Source organism: Priestia megaterium, from assembly GCF_041941685.1.
In the GTDB taxonomy this organism is placed as follows: domain Bacteria; phylum Bacillota; class Bacilli; order Bacillales; family Bacillaceae_H; genus Priestia; species Priestia megaterium_C.
Window position 1 is genome coordinate 465,001 of record NZ_CP130958.1, and the last position, 22,292, is coordinate 487,292.

Sequence of the window (22,292 nt, forward strand, 5' to 3'; positions counted from 1 at the left end):
GCACAAGGGAGCTTGACTGCGAGACCTACAAGTCGAGCAGGGACGAAAGTCGGGCTTAGTGATCCGGTGGTTCCGCATGGAAGGGCCATCGCTCAACGGATAAAAGCTACCCCGGGGATAACAGGCTTATCTCCCCCAAGAGTCCACATCGACGGGGAGGTTTGGCACCTCGATGTCGGCTCATCGCATCCTGGGGCTGTAGTCGGTCCCAAGGGTTGGGCTGTTCGCCCATTAAAGCGGTACGCGAGCTGGGTTCAGAACGTCGTGAGACAGTTCGGTCCCTATCCGTCGTGGGCGTAGGAAATTTGAGAGGAGCTGTCCTTAGTACGAGAGGACCGGGATGGACACACCGCTGGTGTACCAGTTGTCTTGCCAAAGGCATCGCTGGGTAGCTATGTGTGGACGGGATAAGTGCTGAAAGCATCTAAGCATGAAGCCCCCCTCAAGATGAGATTTCCCATAGCGCAAGCTAGTAAGATCCCTGAAAGATGATCAGGTTGATAGGTCAGAGGTGGAAGCGTGGCGACATGTGTAGCTGACTGATACTAATCGATCGAGGACTTAACCAAAACTTTAAAAGCGTAAGCTTTACTCAGTAAACTGTTATCTAGTTTTGAGAGAGCAATCTCTTGTCTGGTGGCGATAGCGAAGAGGTCACACCCGTTCCCATACCGAACACGGAAGTTAAGCTCTTTAGCGCCAATGGTAGTTGGGACTTTGTCCCTGTGAGAGTAGGACGTTGCCAGGCATTTTTATTATCGCGGGGTGGAGCAGTTCGGTAGCTCGTCGGGCTCATAACCCGAAGGTCGCAGGTTCAAATCCTGTCCCCGCAACCAAATTATCTTTTATACATACTTGAATATATCATTATTATCCTTAGGCATAGCCTAAGGATTTTTTGTTTGGCTATATTTATAAACACTTGTTTAGGTTATGATATAAGATAGTGATGCAGATTAATCAGGAGGTTTTTTCATGTTACAAAGTAATATTCAAACTTATATTGAAAAAGAAATGAACGTTCAAGGTCAATCTTTATCTCTATACCAGGAAGAAAAGGAATATGCGTTGCAAAAAGAGTTGGTACCGCAAAACCTGATGATAGAAGAAAAAGAGGCATCTTTACGTTTTAAAGATTCTTATATCGAAAGAGTAGATAAAGAATCGGACGAGCTGATCGCAGAAGAATCTCCTCTTTCGTTTTTAGATACGCCCATTTCTTACTTGAAAGAACACAGAAGTGAATTTCTATATATAGAATCAAAATGGTTCGAATTTATTAAGCTTGATGGATGTTCTTTTGAAGTGGATGATGTGTTTGGCACATATAAAGTGTTAACAGGGCTACATATGCAAAAAAATTCGGTTCTTTACTAAAACAATTTTTTGCTAAAGAACTTAATGAAAGCCCAACAAGCGTCCAGCTTTTATTTAATGATAAAGATGGATTATGGGATGTGAATATTGAGTTAGATGCTATAAAAGAGTTTAATGAAAAAATGTCGATAGGTGAAGCTCTTGTTCTTACATATCGTTTTTTCTTTCATCTAGTGGAGTATGTAGAGAACGAAAAAGCTTAAGAAATGATGAGTACTTTCACTGTAAAGCATAGAACGTAGTTTCTATGCTTTTTTTGATGAGTAATACGTAATGAATGCTAAATGAAGCTGGAAATACATTTACATCTCTATGTTTTTATGGAATGATAAAGAGTATCTTTACATATATGACTGCTATGGGTAAGGAACAGCTATCAGGAATCTTTCTAGTTTTTTGAGAAAGTAGCTCACTATTAGCTGTTAATAGCACTCAGAGCAAGAAAGCTTCCGTAGGATGAAGTATAATATATACATACAGGAACTATTTTTAACTTTATAAAAAATGTCTGCTGACGTATGGGATTATAAATAAAGAGGGGATGTTCATGTTATTAAGAAAAATAAAGTCTGAAGAATTGGCAGAAGTCTATCAAATGGGATATGCCGCATGGCCTAAAGGCAGAACGTACAAAGAGTATGTGAGAGATAATCAAAAAGAAGAAACATATGGAATTCGGTATGTATACGTAAATGAAGAGAATCAAATTATTGGTTCATTTATTTTGCTTCTTTTACAAACTCCTCGATTAAAGTTTGCTTTGCATGGTATTGGATCCGTTGTTGTACACCAGCTTTATCAACGAATGGGGTATGGCCGTGATATGCTTGAAGACTTTTTAAAAAGATGAAGATAGAGAAGCGCAGCGCTATTTTTATGCTGTATAGCGATATTCTTCCTGAATATTATCATCAGTTTGGGTTTAAGGAGCTCCCTTCTCATTTACAACGTTATCCTCAATCCATTGCTATGGTAAATTGCAGCGAGTCACAATATGAATACTTAAGTAAGCAATCCATAGAAGACATACCGGCCTATTTTTAAAAGGTATGTCTTTTTTATAGTATTTATCGGCACAATCGTTTACAATTTAATGTAAGCGTTTTCTTTTTTGGGAGATGAATGATTTTATTCGTCCTCATAACCGTAGGCAAATCGTGCAGTTAATATAAATTTTATTACATAAAACCTTGCTATCATCTTACTAGTAACTCTTATTCATTTCCATACCATACCGATATGTACGTTTGCTGTTAAGTATAGCCATATCAATATAGGGAGGAAGCAGGAAGATGAAACGATTATTTATAGCAGGGATGATTTTTATACTTTTTTTATCTTTAGGTGCTGTATCTTCTTCAGCCGCAGGAAGTTTTACCTCTAAAACATATAACGGAAGGACATACAAACTGTACGTACCTAGCAGTTATCAGGGAGGTGCTGCCTTACCTCTAGTAGTTATGCTACATGGCTGTACTCAAGACCCTGATCAATTTGCAGCAGGAACGCAAATGAATGAACTGGCGGAGACAGAGAAGTTTCTTGTTCTTTATCCAGAACAACCTTCTTCTGCTAATTCAAATAAATGTTGGAACTGGTTTGATACGGCTCATCAATCAAGGGGAAGCGGTGAACCAGCGTTAATTGCTGGAATGGTCAATCAAATAAAAAGCAGTTATTCAATAGATGCCGACCAAGTCTTTGTTGGAGGGCTATCTGCTGGTGCAGCTATGAGTGTTATTATGGGAGCTACTTATCCAGACATATTTGCGGCTATCAGCGTTGGGGCTGGCTTAGAATATAAAGCAGCGACTAATGTGACAGGTGCTTATACAGCAATGAGCAGTGGAGGTCCTAATCCTATCCAACAAGGAGATTTAGCCTATTCAGCCATGGGAGATCATAAACGAGTGGTTCCAGTTATCTTGTTTCATGGGACAGCTGACTACACCGTTGCGCCTATAAATGCGCATCAATTATTATCGCAATGGGCTCAAACAAATGATAGAGCGTCTGATGGGCTGGATAATAACAATATTGATGATACGGCAGATCAAACTGCAACAGGTACAGTATCCGGTGGAAGAAGCTATACGCAATATATTTACAAAGATACAGCCGGAAAAACAGTAATGGAAAAGTACATGATAGAAGGAATGGGACATGCTTGGTCAGGGGGAAGTACATCCGGTTCTTATACAGATCCTAAAGGACCAAATGCAACTAAATTAAGCTGGAACTTTTTTAAAAGCCATCCGAAAAATGGTGATGCTCCTAATTCAGGAGATATATCCCCACCGGTTACAGCTGCTTCACCAGTGGGAGGGACGTATGGAAGTTCCATTTCTGTTACATTATCAACCAATGAACCTGCCATCACTTACTATACATTAGATGGAAGCATACCAACTGTTAATTCTCTAAAGTACTCTGAGCCTATTACCATCAACTCTAGCAAAACAGTAAAGTTTTTTAGTGTAGACGCAGCGGGCAACCAAGAGGAAGTAAAGACGGAAGTTTATCAAATTTCTGGAACTTCAGAGAAATCTTCAATATTTTCTTCGCTTGCTGCTGAAGATGGATTTATCGGAAACTTATCAGCTGACGGTATGAGTAGTTCTATTCATAAAATTGGGGATAAAGGAATGTACAATACCGACACATACCGAACCATTTTATCTTTTGACACAAGTTCTTTACCTGATGATGCAATCATTACGGATTTATCTTTAAAAATTTATCGCAAATCTTCAACTGGTAATATTTCATCTTTGAAAGGAGATATTAAAAGCGGTGTATTTGGAACTAGCAGTGCTTTAGAACAAATAGATTATCAGGCTTCACCATCTATTTCAGGGGGCTTCCAAATGTCAGTGCCTTCACTCAATAATGGATATACAGCTATTCAACTTCCTTCCTCACTTTGGGGATATATGAATAGGACCGGCAAAACTCAATTTCGCTTGTCAAGCTCAGGTCCAGCGGACTTTTTAAGTGACGTAGTTGAAATTTATGGGGGCGACAATCCTGCATATGCTCCAACTTTAACTGTTTCATATAAATAAAAAAACCTTCTAAAAGCTAACTGCTTTTAGAAGGTTTTTTTTTGCTGATAAGTTACTTTTATCACCGAATATAACTCCAACTTTTTATAGAGTTTTCTTCAAATTTTGACATGATTTTGATGAAATTTAATCATTATTCAAAAATGAATTGTCAGAAATATTACAAGAAAATGTTTAAAATTAATTAAATCCGTAATAAAAGTAAAATATTCCTGTAATGGAAGTGAAATGAACAGGTGGTATCATTCAGTCATTGAGTAAATAAGGAGGTATTCGGAAAATGAAGAAATTTGTATTTACTCTAGGGACAACGGCAATTCTTTCAGCAGGATTTGTAGGTGCAGCATCTGCCTCTACAAGCGGAACGTATGAAGTACAAAAAGGTGACACTTTATGGAAAATCGCTCAAAATCATAATGTGAGCGTAGACGAGCTAAAAGATGCTAATAACTTAACATCAACACTAATTTATCCAAATCAGACACTAAACTTATCTAGCATAAAAGAAATCGTACATACTGTAAAACGTGGTGACACTTTGTGGTCAATCGGTCAACATTATGGCGTAACAGTAGAAGAAATTAAAGAATGGAACGGTTTAACATCAGACTTAGTTTTCCCTGGAGAACAATTTAAAATTAAAACGGCACAAGCAGTTCAATCTCAAACAGCTAGTGCGCCAGTAGCAAAGGCAGCTCCACAAGCGCAGCAGTCTCAAACGGCACAAGCTCAGCAAGAACAAGCAGCACAAGAACAAACCCAAAAAGAACAAGAGCAAACTCAAGCAGCACAAGAGCAAGCACAAAAAGAACAAGAGCAAGCTCAAGCAGCACAAGCACAGGCAGCACAAGAGCAAGCACAAAAAGAACAAGAGCAAGCTCAAGCAGCACAAGCACAGGCAGCACAAGAACAAGCACAAAAAGAACAAGAGCAAGCTCAAGCAGCACAAGCACAGGCAGCACAAGAGCAAGCACAAAAAGAACAAGAGCAAGCTCAAGCAGCACAAGCACAGGCAGCACAAGAGCAAGCACAAAAAGAACAAGAGCAAGCTCAAGCAGCACAAGCACAGGCAGCACAAGAGCAAGCACAAAAAGAACAAGAGCAAGCTCAAGCAGCACAAGCACAGGCAGCACAAGAACAAGCACAAAAAGAACAAGAGCAAGCTCAAGCAGCACAAGCACAGGCAGCACAAGAACAAGCACAAAAAGAACAAGAGCAAGCTCAAGCAGCACAAGCACAGGCAGCACAAGAACAAGCACAAAAAGAACAAGCAGCTCAGCAACAGCAACAAGCAGCTCAACAGCAGCAACAGCAGTCTCAACAGCAAGCTAGCGGCAAGTCTATGACTGTTGAAGCAACAGCTTATACAGCTAACTGTGCTGGATGCAGTGGTACAACAGCTACTGGAGTAAATTTAAAATCAAATCCAAATCAACGAGTAATTGCGGTTGATCCTAGCGTTATTCCATTAGGTTCAAAAGTATACGTTGAAGGTTATGGTCAAGCTGTAGCAGCAGATACAGGTGGCGCAATTAAAGGAAATCGAATTGATGTATTCGTTTCTTCAGATAGTGCTGCACAAGACTGGGGCAGAAGATCAGTTAAAATTACAGTTATCGACTAATACTAGTCTTATAGAATAGAAGTAAAGAGAGATGTCTTTTAGGAGACATCTCTTTTTTATGTTTAAAATGAACGTTTGAAAAAATTAGGTCCGGGCATACTAAAATTTATAGTAGGAATTAGTTTGTTATATTAGTAATTATTTCTTGATTTATATACAATGTTTGAGTGTCCTAAAAAGCTGAAAATATGTCAGGAGTATAGAAATATGAAACTTTATAAAAAAATGGCTTTACTAATAGTGCTGGGGGTTATTGCAGGATTCTCGTATCTAGGCTATCAGGGATTATTTCAGCACAACGATCGTTTGAATACGTCTGATCATAATCCTTTATCTTCTTCTAAACAGAAGCAGAATAGTATAGAAATTGTAGGGAACCCAGAGTCCATTGCTGTGTTAGTAAACAAGCAAAATCTTCTTCCTGATCACTATGAACCCACTGACCTTGTATACCCAGACGTTCGGTTTATATTTAAAGAAAAAATTGAAAAGCGCCAAATGCGTACAGAAGCAGCAAAAGCGTTAGAAAGGATGTTTTCAGCTGCTGAACGAGAAGGAATTTACCTAGCCGGTGTTTCTGCCTATCGTTCTCAAAGCCGTCAAGAATCTCTTTATCAAGCGTATATAAAACAAGATGGAGAAGCGGCAGCTAATCATTACAGCGCTCATCCAGGCAGCAGTGAACATCAGACTGGTTTAAGTATAGATGTATCAAGCAGCACCGGTAAGTGTGCAGCTCAAGATTGTTTTAAAGATACTCCTGAAGCCAAATGGATTGAGGCAAATTCATATAAATACGGATACATTGTTCGCTATCCAGAAGGAAAGCAGCAGATTACAGGTTATAAATATGAGCCGTGGCATATACGATTTGTCGGAAAAGAACTCGCCTCTAAGGTGTATAAGAAAGGAATTACGTTAGAAGAATATTATAATGACTACATGCAAGTTGATAATCCAGTTCAATAAGAAAGAAGAGTTATATAAACTCTTCTTTTTTTGTATTGCTGGAATATACCCTTACTTTAAAGGTGGGAACGAGGGAAAGATGTAGAGATGAACCACGGGATGCTATATCCTATGCCTTACTAGTAAAAGAGTTAACGTTTATAAATTATAATGAATTTTGTGATAAAGAATAATCATGTTCGTTTTCATTTCCCTTCACATATTCTACAAAAAAGGGAGGTGAAAGAAAATGAGTTTTTACGGAGGTTATGGTTATGGGTACGGATACGGAGCAGGTCACGGAAGTAGCTTTGCGTTAATCGTTGTGCTATTTATTTTACTAATTATCATTGGTGCTTCATGGGCAGGGCACTATTAATAAGGTGTCCATAAATAAGCTCCCTTGAAATAATTCAAGGGAGTTATCTGTTTTTATCTATAAGTAGGTAACTGTAAGTACGAAGTGCTTACATATCCTTTAAAGCCGTTGTATTCTACAAAAGCCCAATCAAATGAAAGCTTGTTATCTTTTGAGTAGCCCCAAGCTAAGAAGCTGACGCTTTTTCCTTTAGGAATAGTTGTTACAACTTTGTTGCTTGTGCTAGGCCCTGTGCGTAAATTAAGGTTAGCAGCTGTATGAACAGTAGTAGGGACTTTCATTAAATAGGAAGTACTGATATATCCGGTGCCGCCAATTATTTTAATGGCAGCCCAGTCTGCATTTACAAACTTGACTACTTCAATTTGATCTTTTTTTCTTAATGTATCAAGAATCTTTCCCTGAGTGCTAGGTTTTGAACGTATATTGAGTACGTTTGCGGTCACTTCATATACGCTGAACGGTGCGTTTATTTTTTCTGCTGCACTTGCTGTTTGCTCGTGAGTGAATGGCAGTGTTCCAGATAGAGATGAAAAAGTAAAGCCCGCTGCTAATGCTAAAACCGATATAGATTTTGTAATTGTCTTCATACAAATATCCAACTCCTTAGTGAAATAGGTAATAACTTTTCTATAACACTAAGAATAAGGATTACTTGTTTCTAAATTGTTACCAACATATATCCCAGTTGTAAATTTATAAAAGATCTGTAAAAAGGTTTATTTCACAGATCTTTTAATAGCTTTATCGTTACTGTTCTTCGCGATTTTCCGTTGATTTGTAAAAAGAAAAATATACAAAAACAGATAATACTGTTCCATAAATGCTCCACAAAGCTAAAGCGAAAATAAATTCTTTCTGCAGGCAATAAATAATGGTTAAAGCAACTAGTGCAATAAAACTTATTAAAATGGTCTTTTTCATAAGCACCCCGCCTATTTAGTTTGATTACTCTTTATGCTTTTTGATCTTGCTTTTACCCTATAATTATTCGACTATTGCGCTAAAGATGAAAGGAAAAAGTTAAATAAAGCCGAACTTATAATAAAAAGAAGAATGCAGGGGGCGTTTTATGTTAGAACAACATGTGTTAGAAGATATACAAAAGCTACAGTCTATTTGCGAACAAGAAGAGCACATAGAGCTGAAGCTGAATTTTGATATGTTACGAAGTCGAAAACAAAATGAAGTTAACGATTTTTTTCATTATGAAGATAATCAGCTTGTTGGGTTTATTGGTCTTTATGGGTTTGGGAATACAGTAGAAATATGCGGAATGGTCGCTCCTAGCTATCGCCGAAAAAGGATTTTTTCAAAGCTGTTTTCTCAAGCTTTACATATATGTAAGAAGCGTGGGTATACAGAAATTTTATTAAATGCTCCTGGCGATTCGGTTTCAGGCAGGGAGTTCTTAAAGCAAATTCCATGTTCATTTACTTTTTCAGAATATCAAATGAAGTGGACAAAAAAAGAATTGGAAGATGATAATCCCTTTGTTACACTTCGCTCTTCCCAATCAGATACCGATATGAAAATGGAAATACAAGTTGATGTGGAATGCTTTGGTATGTCTTTAACAGAAGCAGCTGCTTATTATGAACAAACGAAAACGGAAGAACAGCAAAATCATTTTATCGTAGAGTACAATAGTCAAGCGGTTGGAAAGTTAAGGGTATCTTATGATAAAAGCGAAGCATGGATTTATGGATTTGGTATTTTGCCTTCTTATCAAAAATTGGGAATAGGAAAAGCTGCTTTAAAACAAGTTGTTTTAAAGCAGGTTCAGCTAGGATATGATATATTTCTTGAGGTTGAAGCGAAAAACAAACGCGCTTTGCAACTCTACGAAACATGCGGTTTCAATTCATATCACGTGCAGGATTATTACGTATACAGCTTTTAGATAAAAAACACGGAAATCTTAGATTTTCGTGTTTTTTATTTACATATTAGATGATATGTGCTTTTTTGAGTAAATAATGAGAAAGTAGAGAAAAAGTGATATGCCCGTTGATAAAAACAGGAAAGGCCATACAAATATAATAGGAGCTCTGCAAGCAAGGATACACGTAAGAATACCTCCAATAAATGCTTTTCTAAACAATTGATAAGCCGTATACCCCAGGCTAATACTGATAAATACATTGATGAGGCTAAGAAAAATAAAAGAAAAAAACAAATTATTTCCTCCTTGTTTTTAATACACCACGAAAAGAAAAATTTTACATTTTTGGTATAGCAAAAAATAAAAAAACAATAAAATTTGGATACTAAAGATGAAAAAGGAAGCGATCTGTGTTATGTATAGTAAAGTGAATGAGAGCGTTAAAAATGGGAATGAGTTAATAAAGCAATGCAGTAGAAAGAAAGGAGTAATAGAATGGAATTTGCCCATATCTTTACACTAAGTGTATCTGTTGTAACAGCTATTAATGTTTTATTAGCCGGTATTCTTATTTTCATCGAACGAAGAGATATAGGATCTACATGGGCGTGGCTTCTTATTTTATTTTTTATACCGATTGTCGGCTTTATTGTATATCTATTCTTTGGAAGACAGCTAAAACAGAAGAACTTTTATAAGTTATCATCTGATGAGCGGGAATATTTAAGATCTTCAGTAGATGAACAATTAAAAGAACTTAAAGCTACCCATGAATATCGAAATGATTTATTGATTCAACATAATAAACTGCTGTTCACTAATTTAAATTCTTCTAAGTCACTCGTGCGCACCGACAATGAAATTGATATCTTTAGTGATGGTAATCAGAAATTTGATGCATTGTTTGAGGACATTCGAAATGCTAAAAGAGAAATTAATATTCAATATTATATTATTCAACGAGATAATCTTGGGAAAAAATTAAGAGATGAGCTAACAAAAAAAGCAAAAGAAGGCATAAAGGTTCGCGTTCTTTATGATGAAGTAGGATCTAGAAAAATGACGCCATCATTTTTTAAGGAGCTTATTTCATATGGCGGCGAAGCACAGGCATTTTTCCCTTCAATTCTTCGCTTAATTAATTTTCGGATTAACAATCGAAATCATCGAAAGCTTTGTATTATTGATGGTGAAGTAGCATACATAGGAGGATTTAACGTAGGAGATGAATATTTAGGGTTAGATCCAAAAATGGGTTATTGGAGAGACACTCATTTTCGCATTAAAGGAGAGTCAGTGAACGATATTCAAGGGAGATTCATTTTAGATTGGCATCAAGCAACAAAACAGCCAATTGAACTGGAACAATTTTTGCATCGTACAGAAACTCATTCTGGAACGGTTCCTGTACAAATTGTAGCAAGCGGGCCAAACTCGACTACCCAGCATCTGAAAAACATGTATATCTCATTGATTATGTCGGCCAAAGAAAGTGTGTACCTTCAAACGCCTTACTTTATTCCAGACGCAAGCTTTATGGATGCTTGTAAAATTGCTTTATTATCTGGAGTAGAGATTCATATTATGATTCCAAACAAACCCGATCATCCTTTTGTTTATTGGGCTACGTGGTCTCACGTAGGCGAACTGCTGACGTATGGTGCGAATATTTATCTCTATGAAAAAGGCTTTTTGCATGCTAAAACGATTGTAGTAGATAATGAAGTGTCTTCCGTAGGAACGACGAATATTGATCCACGAAGTTTCAGCCTTAATTTTGAAGTGAATGCAGTTGTATATGACCAGCCTATTGCCAAAAAGTTGCAGAACCTGTTTCTTGAAGATGTGCAATGCAGTTCAAAATTAACGTTTGAACGATATAAAGAGCGCTCTCTTCTTATAAAATTTAAAGAAGCGGTATCCCGCTTACTGTCACCAATTTTATAATAAAAATCATTGATATCATGAAACAGACTTGAATTTTTAGATTCAGGTCTGTTGTTTTATTGGTTTTTCCTTGTAAGGAGAGCTAGAGATAGAGTTAAAAAGTTTTACCAAAAAATCCAAGGGTATTAATACTATAACAAGCTAAAAAATGATAATACCTAGGAGGAATAGAAAATGACAAAAAATGTAGTAGGTACGTATGATTCAGAGGCAGCCGTTATTACAGCGATTCGAAATTTAAAAACACAGGGATATCCGGACAGTGCACTTTCTGTTTTGACAAACAGTGGTCTGCGTCATGAAAATACAGAAGCGATTGAGCATTCTGCAGGAATTGATGTGCAAACAGTTGATACAGATCAACACTCAAAGCACCATCAATCCTTTATGGAGAAAATAAAAAATGCTTTTACTCCGTCTGAAGAAAAAATGGATCAAGATGTTAATCGAATCGAAAATCAATTAACCGAATATGGTGTACCTGCTGCAGAAGCTTCCTCATATGTATCTGATCTTAAAAAAGGAAAAGTTTTGCTGATGGTAGACGCAGTTGAGCATGATAAACACAATTCAGCTCTAGGACAAACAGTGACACCTGCTGAAAAATCAGCTGACCCAATGAATGAAAAAATGTTATACGGCAATCACGAAAATAAAATAAGGTAATGTTGGAGTAACTAAATGAGATAATAAAAGACTGCGTTCTTAAATAAAAGCTAGTTAACGAAAGGAAGGGGACCAATGAGAAATCTAGAAAAAACGGAATACGAACTTGACTATTTAATACAGCAGCAAGAAGTTAATCAAGAGCTCATCAAAGTTTCACAGTCTCTTGTTGCTACGTTAAAACAGTATGAAGAAGAACCAGAGAATACAGAAGTGTTAGCTGTTCTTGCTGACTTAGAAGGTCAGCAAGAACAGCTTAAAGCAAAGACCGAAAAGATATCTAAAGAGCTTGCACATTTATAAAGTGAGATAAAAGAAGTTCCTATAAAAGGAACTTCTTTTTATGTTTTATCATAAACAATCTATTGTGAGAGAAAGAGAACCTTATATAACAGGATGTGAACGTTATGGGGTAGTGGTTTTGTTTTAGATACATATAGAGGAGAAGGAAAGCGATAAGGGATTATATAAAAATTGGAAAAGGAAGAACGGTCATTCGCTCTTCCTCCAGCCGTATTGCTTATGATAGTGATTTAGAAACGTCCGCCGCCAAGTTGCTGTTCAGCCATTTGCACAAGGCGTTTTGTGATTTCGCCGCCTACTGAGCCGTTTGCGCGTGCAGTTGTGTCAGGACCAAGAGTTACGCCAAATTCGCTAGCGATCTCATATTTCATTTGATCGATTGCTTGTTGAGCACCGTGTACTGCTAATTCGTTGCTGCTCTTATTTCTGCTGTTTGCCATCATAATCAACTCCTTTTATAAGGTTAAGATTATGATTTGATTAATAGATAGTTTTTATACATAAAATAAAAAAATTTTTCAAGGACTTATAGAATATGCTTATGGTAATATATAAAACGATTGAATACTTTCGTGATAAAATAAGGAAAGAGATCACGAAGAAAGGAACAGTGAAAGTGAAACCAACCATTTACGATGTTGCGAAAAAAGCAGGGGTATCGATAGCCACTGTATCCAAAGTAATCAATCAGACAGGCCGTATTAGTGAAAAAACGATAAAAAAAGTGAATGAAGTAATGATGGAATTAGATTATCAGCCTAGCAGTGTCGCAGCGGCGTTAACAGGAAAAAAGACGTACACGATCGGTGTTCTAGTTCCTGATATCTCTAATCCTTTTTTTGCAGAGGTAGCAAGAGCTTTTGAGAATAGTGCTAGAGCAGCGGGATACACGCTTTTTTTATGCAGTACAGATCATCAAACTGCGCGCGAGCATGAATATATAGATCTTTTATTTAAAAAACAAGTAGATGGAATCATTATCGCAACCGAGCTAAATGATACGAAGCTCGTAAAGAAAATTGTGAAGCATGATGTACCGCTTGTATTGTTTTCAGTTGACCATCCTTCTATCTCAACTCATGTAGTGACAATTGATAACGTTCGCGGAGGATATATCGCAGGTACGTATTTAATAGAAAAAGGTCATCAATCGGTAACGATTATGACTGAAAAAGATAGAAAAAGCAGTGAGGGGCGATTAGCGGGATTTAAACAAGCGCTCACAGAAGCAAATTTATCACTAGAAAATCAGTCCATTATCAGCTGTTATTCAACAGTAGAAGATAGCAGGAGAGCAAGTAAACAGCTGCTTTCCTTGCCTAATAGGCCAACAGCAGTCTTTGCATGTACAGATCTAATTGGGGTATCGCTCATAAACGAGGCAAGGAAGCAGGGGCTTTCGATCCCGGGAGATCTGTCGGTAATTGGATTCGATAATACGATTTATGCCGATATTGCTGAGCCGGGTTTGACAACGATTGAACAACCCATTTCTCAGATGGCTACTAGTACGTTTGAACAGCTGTTAAAGTCTATGAAAAAAGAAGAGCATGCGAAACAGCGAGTAACGATTATTCCCGAACTAGTAGAACGTGCGTCGGTAAAAAAGTTATAAAATAGAGAAGGTAAAAAAGCTGCAGGTGTTGAGACACCTCCAGCTTTTTCTGCTTAAGCATATTTATAGAGAGACCGGACTTTTGACTTCGTTTATTGTTTCGCCTTTAATAGTTGTCTCTGTTGGAATCGTAAGGAAACCGGTTAGAAAAGCACCAAAGAAGTATAAGCAAGCAAAGATCCAAATTACGCCGCCCGTGCCCAAAAGACCAATAAAAACGGTCACAATTAAAGGACCTACAAAAGCGGAAAGTCCAGATCCTAAGTTCAACACAGACATTGCAGCTCCTTTATTCTCCGGAGCTAAAGAAGGCACTAACGCTGTAAGAGGGACATAACCTGCTAGTGTTGCACCGTAACAGCATGCGACAATCATCATCACCCAATAATTATGTCCGACGAATTGCGGTACATAGTAGAGAGCAAGTGTTACAATTCCGCATCCAACTCCGCCAAACCATTTGATTGTATTTACCCAGCCAAACTTATCTCCAACAATACCAAAAATAATATTAAAAGCCATATTCACAAAAAACAATGTACCCCAGATTTGCAACCATTCACTCATCGTAAAATCATGTTTCATCATATATGTTGGCAAGAAAACAACAAATCCAAATTGAGCAGCAGAGTTAATAATCTTTACGATGCCGCCGATCCCTACTTTAGGGTTCTCAAATGCAATTGTAATCCCTTTCATTAATTCTTTTGTTTTATTATCGTTTACTTTTTGTACGGTAAACTTGTCTTTATTCATAATAATCGAAAAGATTCCACCGATCAAAACAAAAAGTAAACCACTCCACAAGGTAGCGATTTCGCCAATTTTCGGAACCATATAACTTGAGTAAAAGGCTCCGATTACGCTTAATCCAAGCTGGAAGACAAACCAAAACCAGCCTACTGCTTTTGAAAGCATTTCCTGGGGCGTGCGGTAAGACACCCAGACCAAAAATGAGTAAGCAAATAAAGGGTAACCAAATCCTCTAAGAGCATAACAAATTAGTATAATTGTGTAATTCATAATATGAAGTCCTAAACCTATAAATCCAATTGAACCAATAATAAAGGATATCAAGCCGAATGCCATTGCTTTTCTAGGACCCCACAGCTGAACCAGTACGCCGGAGAACCAGGAAGAAACAGAGACCGTAATGCCGTAAACAGTAAACAGTAAAGCAGCATGTTCAATGGTTAAACCTCGTTCTACAAGATAAGGAGATAACCATCCTTGTTCTAAACCATCGCCAATCATAAAAACAATAATACCTATGTATCCCCACGTTAAATGAGAAGGGATCCCAATCCTGTCTAAAACCGTTTTTCTGGAAATAAATTCATTCATTTTCCACACCACCAGATCGATTATTTTGTGTAAAACATCAAACTAATTTGGTTAAGCGCTTAATCTATTTGATAAAAAGTATACGCTTACATTTTTTGAACGTCAATTAAAATTTTAAATATATATAATTTTCAATTAAATGATTTTAATCATAAAAATATTAGTACGTAAGGCAATAATCACTGAATTCATGATAAAAATACTTAAATATAGAGAGTTTCTTTATGTTTTATGTTTTATTGATAAATAGATAAAAAAATGAAAATAGTTTTTTTATAGTATACGTTTAGATTGTTAAAAATCAAATATTCTAAATAATCCATAAAAAATGTTTGCATTTCAGAAAACGTTATGTATAATTGTAATCAGGAAAGCGCTTAACCTATATAGAGGTTTGAGCGAATGTTTTCTTAACTTTTAATTAAAGGGGAAAATAAGATGGGGATTCTTACAATTGGAATAATTGGTGCTGGACGCATAGGGAAATTACACGTTGATAATTTAAAATTAATGCCGCAAATAAAAATTAAAGCGGTTTCAGATGTGGTAGTAGATCATTTACATGAATGGGCTGCAAGTAAAGAAATTTCGACGTTAACAACAAATTATCAAGATTTATTAGCTGATCCAGAAATTGATGCCGTTTTCATTTGTTCGCCAACGAATACGCACGCATCGATTATTGAAGAAGCTGCTCGAGCGAAAAAACATATTTTCTGTGAAAAGCCCGTTAGTTTTTCAGTAGAAGAAACAATTCAAGCATTAGAAGTAGTAAAAGAACATGATGTTCAGCTTCAAGTTGGCTTTAACCGACGCTTTGATCCCAACTTTAAAAAAGTGCATGATCTTGTACAGCAAGGAGAAGTAGGACAGCCGCACATTCTAAAAATTACGTCTAGAGATCCTCAGCCGCCGAGTCCGGAATATGTTCGTGCTTCAGGAGGATTGTTCATGGATATGATGATTCATGATTTTGATATGGCTCGTTATGTAATGGGCAGCGAAGTAGTAGAAGTATCGGCTTACGGCACGACGCTCATCGATCCTGCTATTGAAGAAGCGGGGGATATAGATACAGCAATTGTGTCATTAAAATTTGCAAATGGAGCTTTAGGTGTAATCGATAACAGTCGTCAAGCTGTCTACGGTTACGATCAGCGCCTTGAAGTTTTTGGTGAAAAAGGTGCAGCTGCTGCTGACAATTGCCGTCCTACTACAGTAGAAATATCAACAGGCGAAAGTGTAGTGAAAGAGAAGCCGCTGTATTTCTTTCTTGAGCGCTATACACAAGCGTACATAACGGAAGTGACACAGTTTGCAAGAGCAATTATGGAAAAACAAAGCGTTATTTGTACAGGGAACGATGGGTTACAAGCAGAACGAATTGCTAAAGCAGCAAAAGAATCTTTACTATCCGGGCAGCCAGTAAAGATTGAACATAAAAAATACGCAGTGAATTAATGAGGGTAAACGTGGGGATGAAAGAAATTGGTCTTTCTACCCTTTTAGGAAAGCGCTTAACTAAGGAGGAATAAAGATGAATCCGCTTGTTTTTAAAGAAAATCGTGGGTTAGATTTCATCGCTGTTGGCCGTTTATGTATTGATTTAAATGCAAATGAAACACAGCGTCCAATGGAAGAGACTAAAACATTTACTAAATATGTAGGAGGCTCTCCGGCTAATATTGCGATTGGAGCAGCAAGGCTAGGCTTAAAAACCGGTTTTATCGGAAAAGTATCAGATGATCAAATGGGACGCTTCATTACGGATTATCTGCAAAAAAATAAGATTAATACAGATAGCATTGTTATTGATAAAACGGGGGCCGTAACAGGGCTAGCTTTTACGGAAATCAAAAGCCCTACAGATTGCAGTATCTTAATGTATCGTGATAACGTAGCGGATTTAAAGCTAAGTCCTACAGAAGTATCCGAAGAATATATCAAACGGTCAAAGGCACTTTTAATATCTGGAACGGCTCTTGCACAAAGTCCTTCTCGTGAAGCAGTGTTTTTAGCACTAGAACACGCACGCAAGCATGAAGTTGTAGTGTTTTTTGATATCGATTATCGTCCATATACATGGGAATCGGAAGCTGAAACAGCCGTCTATTTTAATTTAGCCGCTGAAAAATCAGATGTAATTATTGGTACGAGAGAAGAGTTTGATATGATGGAAAAATTATTAAACTATGAAGAATCTAATGATCAAGTAACAGCAGAGCGGTGGTTTTCTCACCATGCTCAAATCGTCGTGATTAAGCATGGTGGAGAAGGATCCATTGCCTATACAAGAGACGGCGATTCTCATCGCGGAGGAATATTTAAAACAAAAGTTCTTAAAACGTTTGGCGCTGGTGATTCTTATGCTTCAGCCTTTATTTACGGATTGATGCAAGGGCTTGAAATTCCGCAGGCAATGCGATTGGGAGGTGCCTCAGCTTCGATTGTAATTTCAAAACACAGCTGTTCAGATGCTATGCCGACAAGCGTTGAGCTCTTCAACTTTATGGAGACAGCAACGGAAGTTTTGCAGGAAGCTTAACAGATATAGGAAAAATCTTAAAAGATTAAAGGAATAGAAGCTTATTAAAATCAGATAAAGGGAGAGATATTCAATGACACAAACAGCAGTAAAAACAGTAAAAAACTATATTGGTGGACAATGGATTGAATCAGCTTCATCAAAAACAGAACCTGTGTATAACCCGGCGACAGGTGAATTAATTGCACAGGTGCCTCTTTCTACAAAAGAAGATGTAGATCAAGCGGTGCAAGCAGCAAATGAAGCTTTTAAAGGATGGGCAAAAACAGCCGTGCCTAAACGTGCACGAATTTTGTTCAAGTATCAGCAGCTATTAGTAGATAACTGGGATGAATTGGCAAAGTTAGTGACGGTGGAAAACGGAAAAAGCTTTAACGAAGCGCGAGGCGAAGTGCAGCGTGGTATTGAATGCGTAGAATTCGCGGCAGGTGCTCCTACGTTAATGATGGGTAAACAGCTTCCTGATATTGCAACAGACATTGAATCTGGCATGTACCGCTACCCAATTGGCGTCATTGGAGGAATTACGCCGTTCAATTTTCCAATGATGGTTCCTTGCTGGATGTTCCCGCTTGCAATCGCTTGCGGCAATACATTTGTGTTAAAGCCTTCTGAGCGTACACCGCTGTTAGCTGCAAGATTAGCTGAGCTGTTTGAAGAAGCTGGTTTGCCAAAAGGTGTATTAAACATTGTAAACGGCGCGCATGATGTGGTAAACGGTCTTCTTGAACATAAATTAGTGAAAGCTATTTCGTTTGTAGGTTCCCAGCCTGTAGCTGAGTACGTGTACAAAAAAGGTACGGAAAACTTAAAGCGTGTTCAAGCTTTAGCCGGTGCTAAAAACCATTCAATTGTATTAAATGATGCAGATTTGAACGTAGCAACAAAACAAATTATCGGAGCTGCTTTTGGTTCAGCAGGTGAACGTTGTATGGCAGCATCTGTTGTTACTGTACAAGAAGAAATTGCGGATCAGCTAATTGAAAGATTAGTAGAGGAAGCAAATGATATTGTAATTGGCGACGGCTTAGAAGAAAACGTCTTCTTAGGACCAGTCATTCGTGAAAATCATAAAGAGCGTACGCTCAGCTATATTGAATCAGGCGTGCAAGAAGGAGCAGAGCTTATTCGTGACGGTCGCACAGATGCAGCAGTAAATGGCAAGGGCTACTTTGTAGGACCAACGATTTTTGATCATGTTACGCAAGAAATGAAAATTTGGCAAGATGAAATTTTTGCACCTGTGCTGTCCATTGTACGTGTGAAAACATTAGAAGAGGCTATTGAAGTAGCTAATAACTCTCGATTTGCAAACGGTGCTTGTATTTATACAGATAGCGGCGCAAGCGTACGTGAGTTCCGTGAAAATATTGAATCTGGTATGTTAGGAGTAAATGTAGGGGTACCGGCACCTATGGCATTCTTCCCATTCTCTGGCTGGAAAGATTCTTTTTATGGTGATCTTCATGCAAATGGTACGGACGGCGTGGAGTTTTATACAAGAAAGAAAATGGTAACAACGCGCTGGTAAGTGATTCATTAAAAATCGCATCTCATTTTAAAAGGAAGTATCAGGAATTAAAGATATTCCTTATGCTTCCTTTTTAAAATCGCAATCTAGTACTAGAAGGGAGAAAGAAGCATGGAAACAGTTAGAATGACGACGGCACAAGCATTAGTGAAGTTTTTAAATCAGCAGTATGTTGAATTTGATGGAAAGCAGCATCAGTTTATTAAAGGGATTTTTACAATCTTTGGGCACGGAAATGTGGTAGGTCTTGGGCAAGCTTTGGAAGAAGACCCAGGAAATCTAGATGTATATCAAGGACGTAATGAACAAGGAATGGCCAATGCAGCGATGGCTTTTGCAAAACAAAAACATCGAAAGCAGATTATGGCTTGCACATCTTCAGTGGGGCCAGGTTCAGCAAATATGGTTACAACGGCAGCTACTGCTTCAGCTAATAACATTCCAGTTTTGCTGCTTCCTGGTGATGTATTTGCAACTAGACAGCCGGATCCCGTTTTGCAGCAAATTGAACAGTCATATGATTTATCTATTTCTACAAATGATGCTTTTCGATCAGTGAGTAAGTACTGGGATCGCGTAAGCCGCCCTGAACAATTGATGACAGCTATGATTAATGCGATACGTGTGTTAACGAATCCTGCAGATACGGGAGCTGTAACTATTTGTTTGCCTCAAGATGTGCAGGGAGAAGCATGGGATTTTCCAGCTTATTTCTTCCAAAAGCGCGTTCATCGCATTGAGCGCCGCCTTCCGACCAGGGACAGTCTAGCAGATGCAATTCAATTAATGAAAACAAAGAAAAAGCCCATCATCATTTGCGGAGGAGGCGTTCGGTATTCAGAAGCTGCACAAGAGTTAAAACAATTTGCTAGTGAGTTCCATATTCCATTTGGAGAAACTCAAGCAGGGAAAAGTGCCGTTGAAAGTGACTATCGCTATAATCTGGGCGGAATAGGTGTAACAGGAAACTCAGCTGCTAATACAATCGCTAAAGAAGCAGATTTAGTAATTGGAGTAGGCACTCGATTTACTGATTTTACAACAGCATCTAAACAGCTTTTTCAACATCCCAACGTGCAATTTCTTACCATTAACACGTCTGAATTTCATGCAAATAAACTTGATGCTGTGAAACTTGTAGCTGATGCAAAAGAAGGGTTGCTTGCTCTTAGGAAAGAGCTAAAATCAATTGGCTATCAGTCTGGTTATACAATAGAAATTACAAGTGCTAAAGACGCATGGGAAACAGAATTAGAGCGTCTACATAGCATACGTTTTACTGGTGCAGATTTTGTTCCGGAAATACAAGGTCATTTAGATGAGAGCTTAGGTGAATATGCAGAATCACTTGGTACTCAATTAACGCAAACAGAAGTAATTGGAGAGGTGAATAAGCTCCTTGATGACAACTCCGTCATTGTGGGTGCAGCAGGAAGTCTTCCAGGCGACTTACAGAGAATGTGGAAGTCTAATAAACCTAATACCTATCATATGGAATATGGATATTCATGTATGGGATATGAAGTATCAGGCGCACTTGGAGTTAAGCTGGCAGAACCAGCTAAAGAAGTGTATGCGATGGTTGGAGATGGAAGCTATCAAATGCTTCATTCAGAGCTTATTACAAGCCTTCAAGAAAGAAAAAAGATAAACATTTTACTGTTTGATAACTCCGGCTTCGGGTGCATTAATAACCTTCAAATGTCAAATGGCATGGGGAGCTTTGGCACAGAGTTTCGTTATCGAAACGATGAAACAGGAAAACTAAACGGAAACGTGATGAAAATTGATTTTGCAGCCAGCGCCGCAGGCTACGGTGTAAAAACGTATCGCGTAAGTTCTCTTGAAGAATTAAAAACGGCGATAGAAGATGCACAAAAACAAGAGGTTTCTACGCTAATTGATATTAAAGTGCTGCCAAAAACTATGACGAACGGTTATGAATCATGGTGGCATGTAGGAGTAGCAGAGGTATCTAAAAATCAGCATGTACAGGAAGCTTATGAAGATAAGGTGAAAAATCTTGAAATGGCAAGAGTTTATTAAGAAGCAGGAGAAAATGAGGTTGTTGAAGAGAAACATTCGATAAATATAAAAGAGGTTTTAATTTCATATAAGGGAGAGGAAGAGATGTTCAAGGAAAATACGGTCAAACTGGGGATTGCTCCAATTGCTTGGACAAATGATGATATGCCTGAACTGGGAGCTGAAAATACATTCGAACAGTGTATCAGTGAGATGGCTTTAACCGGTTTTAGAGGAAGTGAGGTCGGAAACAAATATCCGCGAAATGTTTCAATCTTAAAAAAGGCATTATCGCTTCGGAATTTGGAAATTGCAAGTGCATGGTTTAGTACATTTTTAACAACAAAGCCGCTGGAAGAAACGGTGACGCCATTTATTGAACATCGCGATTTTTTATGCGAAATGGGAGCAAAAGTAATTGTTGTGTCTGAACAAGGGCACAGCATTCAAGGGCTGATGGATGTTCCTTTATTTAAAGAAAAGCCTGTGTTCACGCCAACAGAGTGGAGCAGACTTGCAGAAGGCCTGCACCATCTTGGGAAACTGGCACGAGAGAAAGATATGCATATTGTCTATCATCACCATATGGGAACAGGTGTACAAACAACAGAAGAAATTGAGCAGCTAATGGAGCTTACCAATCCAGAGCTTGTTTCGCTGCTATTTGATACCGGTCATCTTGTCTTTTCAGGAGAAGAACCTCTTTATATCTTAAAAAAATATCTGCACCGTATTAAGCATGTTCATTTAAAGGATATTCGTCAAGAAGTAGTTGATCGAGTCAAAGAACAAGACCTGAGCTTCTTGCAAGCGGTAAAAGAAGGAGCCTTTACTGTTCCAGGTGACGGAGCTATTGAATTTGATGAAGTATTTACTACGCTTGCCACTTCGGATTATAACGGATGGTTTGTCGTAGAAGCAGAACAGGATCCAGCCCTTGCTAATCCTTTTGAATATGCGTTAAAAGCAAGAAACTTCATTAAAGAAAAAAGCGGTCTTTAATTTCCATTGTAAAAGATTTTACGCCTTTTATGTATT

21 protein-coding genes, 1 tRNA gene and 2 rRNA genes (1 of these 24 running past the window's edge) are annotated in these 22,292 nt (G+C 38.0%); 20 read left to right on the forward strand and 4 right to left on the reverse strand.

Going from position 1 to position 22,292, the window contains the following annotated elements; all coding sequences use genetic code 11:
• The 10 genes from Q5794_RS02535 to Q5794_RS02580 form a co-directional block, all read left to right on the forward strand.
• A 23S ribosomal RNA gene (locus tag Q5794_RS02535) occupies positions 1-569 on the forward strand (it extends 2,367 nt beyond the left edge of the window).
• Positions 570-632: 63 nt separating this feature from the next.
• Positions 633-748 (forward strand): 5S ribosomal RNA (gene rrf, locus Q5794_RS02540).
• A gap of 11 nt (positions 749-759) precedes the next feature.
• Positions 760-836 (forward strand) — tRNA-Met (locus Q5794_RS02545).
• 139 nt (positions 837-975) lie between these two features.
• A complete protein-coding gene (locus tag Q5794_RS02550) occupies positions 976-1,377 on the forward strand; it encodes a hypothetical protein (protein ID WP_374988661.1) in 402 nt (133 codons plus the stop codon).
• A gap of 80 nt (positions 1,378-1,457) precedes the next feature.
• Positions 1,458-1,580 (forward strand): hypothetical protein, encoded by a 123-nt coding sequence (locus Q5794_RS02555; protein WP_280167623.1) that lies wholly within the window; start codon positions 1,458-1,460, stop codon positions 1,578-1,580.
• Between the two features lie 344 nt (positions 1,581-1,924).
• Positions 1,925-2,227 (forward strand): GNAT family N-acetyltransferase, encoded by a 303-nt coding sequence (locus Q5794_RS02560; protein ID WP_374988662.1) that lies wholly within the window; start codon positions 1,925-1,927, stop codon positions 2,225-2,227.
• Between the two features lie 442 nt (positions 2,228-2,669).
• Positions 2,670-4,442 carry a PHB depolymerase family esterase gene (locus tag Q5794_RS02565; RefSeq protein ID WP_374988663.1) on the forward strand — a complete coding sequence of 591 codons (1,773 nt, stop codon included), beginning with the start codon at positions 2,670-2,672 and terminating at the stop codon, positions 4,440-4,442.
• A 280-nt stretch (positions 4,443-4,722) separates the two neighbouring features.
• A complete protein-coding gene (locus Q5794_RS02570; RefSeq protein WP_374988664.1) occupies positions 4,723-6,066 on the forward strand; it encodes a LysM peptidoglycan-binding domain-containing protein in 1,344 nt (447 codons plus the stop codon).
• A 207-nt stretch (positions 6,067-6,273) separates the two neighbouring features.
• Entirely contained in the window at positions 6,274-7,035 is a 762-nt protein-coding gene (locus Q5794_RS02575) for a D-alanyl-D-alanine carboxypeptidase family protein (protein WP_057240546.1), read from the forward strand.
• A 229-nt stretch (positions 7,036-7,264) separates the two neighbouring features.
• Positions 7,265-7,393: a YjcZ family sporulation protein gene (locus Q5794_RS02580; protein ID WP_013055210.1), complete on the forward strand. Its 129-nt coding sequence runs from the start codon at positions 7,265-7,267 to the stop codon at positions 7,391-7,393.
• Between the two features lie 53 nt (positions 7,394-7,446).
• Here the strand turns inward: Q5794_RS02580 and Q5794_RS02585 are convergent, their stop codons facing one another.
• Together Q5794_RS02585 and Q5794_RS02590 are read right to left on the reverse strand one after the other, a co-directional pair.
• The gene (locus Q5794_RS02585; RefSeq protein ID WP_028410207.1) at positions 7,447-7,983 is read right to left on the reverse strand and encodes an SH3 domain-containing protein; all 537 of its coding nucleotides are present in this window, start codon (positions 7,981-7,983) and stop codon (positions 7,447-7,449) included.
• A 160-nt stretch (positions 7,984-8,143) separates the two neighbouring features.
• A complete protein-coding gene (locus Q5794_RS02590; RefSeq protein WP_013055212.1) occupies positions 8,144-8,317 on the reverse strand; it encodes a hypothetical protein in 174 nt (57 codons plus the stop codon).
• 148 nt (positions 8,318-8,465) lie between these two features.
• Between Q5794_RS02590 and Q5794_RS02595 the strand changes: the two genes are divergently transcribed.
• From Q5794_RS02595 to Q5794_RS02610, 4 genes are all read left to right on the forward strand, one after another.
• Positions 8,466-9,296, forward strand: coding sequence for a GNAT family N-acetyltransferase (locus Q5794_RS02595; protein WP_214989006.1), 831 nt, complete (start codon positions 8,466-8,468; stop codon positions 9,294-9,296).
• Between the two features lie 477 nt (positions 9,297-9,773).
• Positions 9,774-11,225 carry a cardiolipin synthase gene (gene cls, locus Q5794_RS02600; RefSeq protein WP_214989007.1) on the forward strand — a complete coding sequence of 484 codons (1,452 nt, stop codon included), beginning with the start codon at positions 9,774-9,776 and terminating at the stop codon, positions 11,223-11,225.
• A 174-nt stretch (positions 11,226-11,399) separates the two neighbouring features.
• A complete protein-coding gene (locus tag Q5794_RS02605) occupies positions 11,400-11,891 on the forward strand; it encodes a general stress protein (protein ID WP_025753600.1) in 492 nt (163 codons plus the stop codon).
• A gap of 75 nt (positions 11,892-11,966) precedes the next feature.
• Positions 11,967-12,194: a hypothetical protein gene (locus tag Q5794_RS02610; RefSeq protein WP_192997886.1), complete on the forward strand. Its 228-nt coding sequence runs from the start codon at positions 11,967-11,969 to the stop codon at positions 12,192-12,194.
• 230 nt (positions 12,195-12,424) lie between these two features.
• Here Q5794_RS02610 and Q5794_RS02615 read toward each other — a convergent pair whose 3' ends face one another.
• A complete protein-coding gene (locus Q5794_RS02615; RefSeq protein WP_016762907.1) occupies positions 12,425-12,634 on the reverse strand; it encodes an alpha/beta-type small acid-soluble spore protein in 210 nt (69 codons plus the stop codon).
• 176 nt (positions 12,635-12,810) lie between these two features.
• Between Q5794_RS02615 and Q5794_RS02620 the strand changes: the two genes are divergently transcribed.
• Positions 12,811-13,809: a LacI family DNA-binding transcriptional regulator gene (locus tag Q5794_RS02620; RefSeq protein ID WP_013055218.1), complete on the forward strand. Its 999-nt coding sequence runs from the start codon at positions 12,811-12,813 to the stop codon at positions 13,807-13,809.
• A gap of 63 nt (positions 13,810-13,872) precedes the next feature.
• On the opposite strand, the gene Q5794_RS02625 is transcribed toward Q5794_RS02620, so the two are convergent.
• Positions 13,873-15,153, reverse strand: coding sequence for an MFS transporter (locus Q5794_RS02625; protein ID WP_214989008.1), 1,281 nt, complete (start codon positions 15,151-15,153; stop codon positions 13,873-13,875).
• Positions 15,154-15,591: 438 nt separating this feature from the next.
• Here Q5794_RS02625 and iolG point away from each other — a divergent pair, with 438 nt between their 5' ends.
• From iolG to iolE, 5 genes are all read left to right on the forward strand, one after another.
• The gene (iolG, locus tag Q5794_RS02630; RefSeq protein WP_192997888.1) at positions 15,592-16,614 is read left to right on the forward strand and encodes an inositol 2-dehydrogenase; all 1,023 of its coding nucleotides are present in this window, start codon (positions 15,592-15,594) and stop codon (positions 16,612-16,614) included.
• A gap of 76 nt (positions 16,615-16,690) precedes the next feature.
• On the forward strand, positions 16,691-17,698 hold the full coding sequence (gene iolC / locus Q5794_RS02635; RefSeq protein ID WP_192997889.1) for a 5-dehydro-2-deoxygluconokinase: 1,008 nt from the start codon (positions 16,691-16,693) through the stop codon (positions 17,696-17,698).
• A 73-nt stretch (positions 17,699-17,771) separates the two neighbouring features.
• Positions 17,772-19,229, forward strand: a complete 1,458-nt coding sequence (locus Q5794_RS02640) for a CoA-acylating methylmalonate-semialdehyde dehydrogenase (RefSeq protein WP_192997890.1) — start codon at positions 17,772-17,774, stop codon at positions 19,227-19,229.
• A gap of 111 nt (positions 19,230-19,340) precedes the next feature.
• A complete protein-coding gene (iolD, locus tag Q5794_RS02645; protein ID WP_374988665.1) occupies positions 19,341-21,275 on the forward strand; it encodes a 3D-(3,5/4)-trihydroxycyclohexane-1,2-dione acylhydrolase (decyclizing) in 1,935 nt (644 codons plus the stop codon).
• Positions 21,276-21,359: 84 nt separating this feature from the next.
• Positions 21,360-22,256 carry a myo-inosose-2 dehydratase gene (iolE, locus tag Q5794_RS02650; RefSeq protein ID WP_192997892.1) on the forward strand — a complete coding sequence of 299 codons (897 nt, stop codon included), beginning with the start codon at positions 21,360-21,362 and terminating at the stop codon, positions 22,254-22,256.
• The last annotated feature ends 36 nt before the right edge of the window (positions 22,257-22,292 follow it).